Here is a 6,247-nt window from a genome sequence, read left to right as displayed (position 1 = left end):
GTCTTCGTCGGTCTCGGTGTCGCGATCGTCGCCGAGCTCGAGTGCGTCGAGCATGTCGTGGATCACGTCACCGAACTTCGCCTGGTTGTCGGCGAAGTGTTCGAGCTGATCGAGCCGCGCCCCAAGCTTGTCTTCCAGCACCGGCCGCCACAGGTCGACCAGCTTCTTGGCCGCGGTAGGCGGCGCCAGCCCGGTCAGCCGCTCGCGCACCAGCATCGCCAGCGCATCCGACAGCGGCGCATCGGCACGGTCGGTGATCTCGTCGAATTTGCCGCGATGGAAATGATCGTCGAGCATCGCGGTGAGGTTCTTGGCGACGCCCGCCATCCGCCGTGCGCCGAGCGCTTCGACGCGCGCCTGCTCGACCGCTTCGAACACACCGCGGGCCTGCGGATTGCCCGGCATCAGCTTGCGATGCACCTTCGGGTCGTGACAGGCGAGCTTCAGCGCGATCGAGTCGGCGTGGCCGCGCACGATTGCGGCGTCCCGCTTGCTCATCTTGCGCGCCGGCTCGGGAAGCCGCGCCTTGCCCGGTGCGAGTCCGGGGCGCTCGGCCGCGAAAGTGACCTCCAGCTCCGGAGCCTTGGCGATCGCACGCAGGCACGAGGTGACGGCGCGCTTGAACGGCTCGGTCGGCGCTTCCTTCGATCCGGTGCGGAGTTTGCTGTTGGTCGTGGTGCTCATCGCCGCCTTCTCCCTCTTCCCGTTTGCCAGGAGAGGGTCGCGGTGAGGGGGTTATGCGTCGGTCGCGCGAAGAGGCCCCTCACCCGGCTCGCTTCGGTTGCCGACCTCTCCCCGCGCGCGGGGAGAGGCGAAACGATCGTCAGCTCATCGCGATGTTGACCGAGCTCTCGGGCAGCTCGGCGTTGAAGCAGCGCTGATAGAATTCCGCCACCAGCGGCCGCTCCAGCTCGTCACACTTGTTGAGGAAGGTGACGCGGAACGCGAAGCCGATGTCGCCGAAGATCTCGGCGTTTTCCGACCAGGTGATCACCGTGCGTGGGCTCATCACCGTCGACAGATCGCCGTTGGCGAAGGCGTTGCGGGTGAGGTCGGCGAGCCGGACCATCTTGTTGACGATGTCGCGCCCTTCGGCGTTGCGATAGTGCTTGGCCTTGGCGAGGATGATCTCGACTTCCTCGTCGTGCGGCAGATAGTTCAGCGTGGTCACGATCGACCAGCGGTCCATCTGGCCCTGGTTGATCTGCTGCGTGCCGTGATACAGGCCCGAGGTGTCGCCGAGGCCGATGGTGTTGGCGGTGGCGAACAGCCGGAACGCCGGATGCGGCTTGATGACCTTGTTCTGGTCGAGCAGCGTCAGCCGGCCGGAAATTTCCAGCACGCGCTGGATCACGAACATCACGTCGGGACGGCCAGCATCGTATTCGTCGAACACCAGCGCGACGTTGTGCTGTAGCGCCCAGGGCAGGATGCCGTCGCGGAATTCGGTGACCTGCTTGCCGTCGCGGACCACGATCGCGTCCTTGCCGACCAGATCGATACGGCTGATGTGGCTGTCGAGGTTGACGCGCACGCACGGCCAATTGAGACGCGCCGCGACCTGCTCGATGTGGGTCGACTTGCCGGTGCCGTGGAAGCCGGTGACCATCACGCGTCGGTTCTTGGCGAAGCCTGCCAGAATCGCCAGGGTGGTGGCGCGATCGAAACGGTAATCCGGATCAACATCCGGTACGTGGGGGTCGACCTCGGAATAGGCCGGAACTTCAAGGTCGCTGTCGATGCCGAAGACCTGCCGGACCGACACCTTCATGTCGGGTAAGCCAGTGATCTCCGGAGCGGTGGTCGTAGCGGCGGTCATCAATCCTCCGTGGTCCCGGACGCGCCCGAAACCCGATCTTCGTTGGTGGATGCGGTTGAGTGCGGAATTGAACCTAGCAGAGAGCCGCGATCCGCAGAAGCCCGCCGCGCGATCAAAGTTCCGTCGATGTTTCATTGAGATAGGAGCGTGACGCGGTTTTGTGAAGGCTGTGTTGCGGATTCGGTGGGCGATGCCGAATCGGCGTGCAACTTTTCGGCAGGGCAGGGGTCGTAAGCTGTCGCAACTGCCTGTCCGTCTCGTTGGAGCCCCACCGCCTTGAGTTCACTGCTCGACTCGCTGGTCCATTTTGCCGCGTCGCATCCCGGCCTCGCCTATCTGGCACTGTTTCTGGCGGCGCTGCTCGAAGCCGTGCCGGTGGTGGGATCGCTGGTGCCGGGTTCGACCGTGATCCTGGCGCTGAGCGCGCTGATTCCCGGCGGCGAACTCAGCCTTGTTGGCGTTCTCGCCTCGGCGATCGCCGGCGCGCTGATCGGCGACGGCGCGGCGTATTGGACCGGCCATCGTGGGCACCGGCGTATTTTGAGCGCTTGGCCGCTGTCGACCTATCCGGACGTGGTGGCGAAGGCAGAAGCGTTCTTCGTGCGTTACGGCACCTGGGCGGTGCTGTTCGGCAGGTTCGTGCCGCCGATCCGCGCCTTCGTCCCCGTCACCGCCGGCGCACTGCAGATGACGCCGCAGCGGTTCTTTGCCGTCGATGTGCCGGCGATCCTGCTGTGGGCCCCGGCGCATGTGCTGCCGGGCGTGGTCGCCACCACCGCGCTCGAGCGCAGCCACACGACGCTGCACCACTGGCTGCCGGTGCTCGCCGGCGTTGCCGGAACGCTGTTGCTGGGGCTATGGGCGTATCGGCGCTGGAAGGGCACGCAGGCTTAGCTTCAATCAAGGTCAACGACGCAAGCGTTATGCGCGAAGGACGGGCAGGTGCCGCTGAGAGCGTTCAGCTCCGCACCACCGTCTTTAGATAGTTGTAGGCCTTGATGATCTCGATCAGGCGGTCTTCGGTCGAGCGGTCGCCGCCATTGGCGTCGGGGTGATGCTGCTTCACCAGCGCCTTGTACTTGGCCTTGACCACTTCGAGCGTCGCGTCGCTCTCGAGGCCCATCACCTGCAGCGCCTTGCGCTCGGCGTTGAACACTTTGCGTGGCTCGGCGCGCGCCTCGTCGGCCGGATCGGGCCCGCGACGCCGGCGGCGGCTGCCGGTGAATTCGTTGAAAACATTGAATGGATCGGCGGCGCCTTCGAGATCCTCGGGACTGCGGGCGCGGCTTTTGGCGCCGTTCTGTCCCATCTTCCAGGTCGGACGATGGCCGGTCAGCGCGTCCTTCTGATAGCGGGCGACGTCATCCGGATTCATCCCTTCGAAGAAGTTATAACCCTGGTTGAATTCGCGGACGTGGTTGAGACAGAAGTGCCAGTAATCCTTCTCGTAGCCGCGGCCCTTCGGCGCACGATGCGCCGCGCGGCTGGTGCAGCCGGGCGCGTCGCACATCCGCACCTGTTCGCGCGCGGCTTCACGCGCCACTTCCGCGGCCCGCGGCTTGACGCGGATCTTGTCGAAGAATTTGGACGAGTCGATTGGCATGGGCGGACTTTGACTACGCAACGCTCCGGGCTTCAAGTCTTGACATTCCGAGCAGCCCCCGGGTTGATGCGTCGCAGACGGATTTGACGGAATAACGGCCGAACGGGTGGGGCATCACGGCATGGGCACGCAGGACACTATCACGCAGAAGTTGCGCGAAGCTTTCACGCCCGAAAGCCTCGACGTCATCGACGAATCCAACCTACATGAAGGTCATGCGGGTCACGCCGGTCGCAGCGAGACTCACTTCCGGGTGAATATCGTATCGGCGGCCTTCGCGGGCAAGAGCCGGGTCGATCGTCATCGCATGGTCAACGACCTGCTGGCGCCGGAACTGAAGGGCGGCGTGCACGCGCTCGCCATCAAGGCCAAAGCGCCCGGCGAAGCCTGAGCGAACAAATCGCTTAGGCTGATCCGGCTCGTGTCTTCCGGCTCTTCTTCTCGATCAGATCAGCCTCGCCGTCGCGCGGCACGGGCGAGATTCGCAGTGCCGTGATGCGGTTACGCTCGCGGCGCAGAACGCGGAAGCGGAATCCGTGGAAGGTGAAATTCTGACCGCGGTCCGGAATCGACCGCGCCTCGTGAATCACCAGGCCCGCCACCGTGGTGGCTTCCTCGTCCGGCAGGTTCCAGTCCATCGCGCGGTTGAGATCGCGGATTGGCACCGAGCCGTCGACCACCACCGAGCCGTCCGGCTGGGTGCGGACGCCGGCGACCACGACGTCGTGCTCGTCGGAAATATCGCCGACGATTTCCTCGAGGATGTCCTCGAGCGTCACCATGCCTTCGACTTCGCCGTATTCGTCGACGACCAGCGCGAAGTGAGTCTTGCGGGTGCGGAACGCCTTGAGCTGTTCGGAGACCGGACGCATCTCCGGCACGAACCAGGGTTGCAGCGCGATCTTGCCGATATCGATCTTGGACGCGTCGCCGTCAGCGGCGCGTAGCGCGCGCAGCAGATCCTTGGCGTGCAGCACGCCGACGATGTTCTCCGGCTTGTCGCGCCACAGCGGCACGCGGGTGTACTCGGTCGCCAGAACTTCCTTCACCAATTGTTCGCTGGGTTGATCGGCGTTGACGGTGACCATCGCGGTCCGGTGCACCATCACGTCCGACACCACCAGTTCGCCGAACCGGAATACGTTCTGGATGTACTCAGCCTCACCGCTTTCGATCTTGCCGTGCTCAGCGGATTCGCCGACCAGCCCCTCGATCTCGACGTCGGTCAGAATCTCGTGCTCGGAGTTTTCTTCGACGCCGAGCAGCTTCAACACGCCGCGCGAGGCCTGGTTCAGCAGCCAGTTCAGCGGATACAGCAAGATGAACGAGATGTGCAGCGGATAGGCGATCCACTGCGACACCGGCTCCGGCTGACGGATCGCCAGCGTTTTCGGCACCTGCTCGCCGATCACGATGTGCAGCGACGAGAAGAACAGGAAGCCGCCGAGAAACGCGATGAAGTGCTGCGCCGATTCCGACAGGCCCATCGGCTGCAGCACCGGTGCAAGCAGCGCCGATACGGTCGGCTCGCCGACCCAGCCGAGCCCGAGCGACGCCATGGTAATGCCGAGCTGGCAGCAGGCCAGATACGCTTCGACGTTGCCGAGGATGTGCTGCACCAGTTCGGCGCCGAACCGCTGCTTCTCGACCATCGCCTTGATGCGGAAGCCGCGGCTGCGCACCAGCGCGAACTCCGCCGCGACGTAGAAGGCGTTGGCGATCAGCAGCAGGACCGCGATCAGAACGTTGCTCAGAGTCGAGTTCATGATGCTCTTGGGTTCGCCTGCGGGACCGCAGGGCGCCGCAGCAGTCGTTAGGCTTGCGCCAGCTTCCGCTGCAGGAATTCGCGCACCGGCGCCGGCTCGACCTTATTGGCGATCACAGCGCGGCCGATGCCTTCCATCAGGATGAAGGTGAGTTCGCCGCGCTTGACCTTCTTGTCCTGCGCCATCAGCGCCATCAACCGGTCAGCGTCGGCAAGGCCTTCCTGGGGGAAGCCGGCGATGTCCTGCGGCCGGGTCGGCAGGCCGACTTCGGCGAGATGCTTGGCGAGCCGCTGCGCGTCGGCCGCCGGCATCATGCCGCGCTCGGCCGAGAATTCCGCCGCCAGCACCATGCCGATCGCGACGCCCTCGCCGTGGAACAGGCGGTCCGAGAACCCGGTCGCCGCTTCCAGCGCGTGGCCGAAGGTGTGGCCGAGATTGAGCAGGGCGCGGTCGCCGGTCTCGCGTTCGTCGCGGGCGACGATTGCGGCCTTGGCTCGGCACGAGGTGGCCACCGCGTGCTCGCGTGCGGCCCCGCCGCTGAACAGCTCGGCATGATTGGCTTCGAGCCAAGCGAAGAACGCCTCGTCGCCGAGCGCGCCGTATTTCGCGACTTCAGCATAGCCGGCGCGGAATTGGCGCGGCGACAGCGTATCGAGAATCGCGGTATCGGCCAGCACCAGCACCGGCTGATGGAACGTGCCGATCAGGTTCTTGCCCTGCGGCGAGTTGATGCCGGTTTTGCCACCGACCGAGGAGTCGACCTGCGCTAGCAGCGACGTCGGCACCTGCACGAAGTCGACGCCGCGGCGCAGGAGCGAAGCGGAGAAGCCGGCAAGATCCCCGATCACGCCGCCGCCGAGCGCGATCACCAGATCGTTTCGCTCGATCTTGGCGGCGATCAGCGCCTCGCACACCTGTTCGAGCCCCGCATAGCTCTTGGAGCTCTCGCCTTCGCCGACGATCACCGACGCATGCGCAATGCCAGCCTGGTCCAGCACCTCCTCGGCGCGCTTCAGCCAGGTCTTCGCCACGGTGCGATCGGTTACGGTCGCGGGGCGT

The 6,247-nt window shown here is 65.2% G+C and carries 6 protein-coding genes and 1 pseudogene; 2 read left to right on the top strand and 5 right to left on the bottom strand.

Annotated elements, in window-relative coordinates; genetic code table 11:
* Both DYI24_RS18965 and cobS read right to left on the bottom strand, forming a co-directional pair.
* Window positions 1-684: pseudogene (locus DYI24_RS18965) on the bottom strand (cobaltochelatase subunit CobT); the annotation flags it as partial.
* A gap of 139 nt (window positions 685-823) precedes the next feature.
* Window positions 824-1,819, bottom strand: coding sequence for a cobaltochelatase subunit CobS (gene cobS / locus DYI24_RS18960; RefSeq protein ID WP_107342711.1), 996 nt, complete (start codon window positions 1,817-1,819; stop codon window positions 824-826).
* A 276-nt stretch (window positions 1,820-2,095) separates the two neighbouring features.
* On the opposite strand from cobS, the gene DYI24_RS18955 reads away from it, so the two are divergent.
* Window positions 2,096-2,713 carry a DedA family protein gene (locus tag DYI24_RS18955; protein ID WP_164573412.1) on the top strand — a complete coding sequence of 206 codons (618 nt, stop codon included), beginning with the start codon at window positions 2,096-2,098 and terminating at the stop codon, window positions 2,711-2,713.
* 64 nt (window positions 2,714-2,777) lie between these two features.
* Here DYI24_RS18955 and DYI24_RS18950 read toward each other — a convergent pair whose 3' ends face one another.
* Complete coding sequence (locus DYI24_RS18950; protein ID WP_107354031.1) at window positions 2,778-3,422, bottom strand: J domain-containing protein; 645 nt, start codon at window positions 3,420-3,422, stop codon at window positions 2,778-2,780.
* A 121-nt stretch (window positions 3,423-3,543) separates the two neighbouring features.
* Between DYI24_RS18950 and DYI24_RS18945 the strand changes: the two genes are divergently transcribed.
* The gene (locus tag DYI24_RS18945) at window positions 3,544-3,813 is read left to right on the top strand and encodes a BolA family protein (RefSeq protein WP_107342714.1); all 270 of its coding nucleotides are present in this window, start codon (window positions 3,544-3,546) and stop codon (window positions 3,811-3,813) included.
* Between the two features lie 13 nt (window positions 3,814-3,826).
* On the opposite strand, the gene DYI24_RS18940 is transcribed toward DYI24_RS18945, so the two are convergent.
* Entirely contained in the window at window positions 3,827-5,188 is a 1,362-nt protein-coding gene (locus tag DYI24_RS18940; RefSeq protein ID WP_107342715.1) for an HlyC/CorC family transporter, read from the bottom strand.
* Between the two features lie 47 nt (window positions 5,189-5,235).
* Window positions 5,236-6,247: 3-dehydroquinate synthase (aroB, locus tag DYI24_RS18935; RefSeq protein WP_164573411.1), on the bottom strand; the 1,012-nt coding region annotated here is incomplete at its 5' end.

The sequence above is a fragment of the Rhodopseudomonas sp. BR0C11 genome, from assembly GCF_010820945.1.
Lineage (GTDB): Bacteria > Pseudomonadota > Alphaproteobacteria > Rhizobiales > Xanthobacteraceae > Rhodopseudomonas > Rhodopseudomonas palustris_H.
This window is presented reverse-complemented; position numbering and strand designations above follow the sequence as displayed.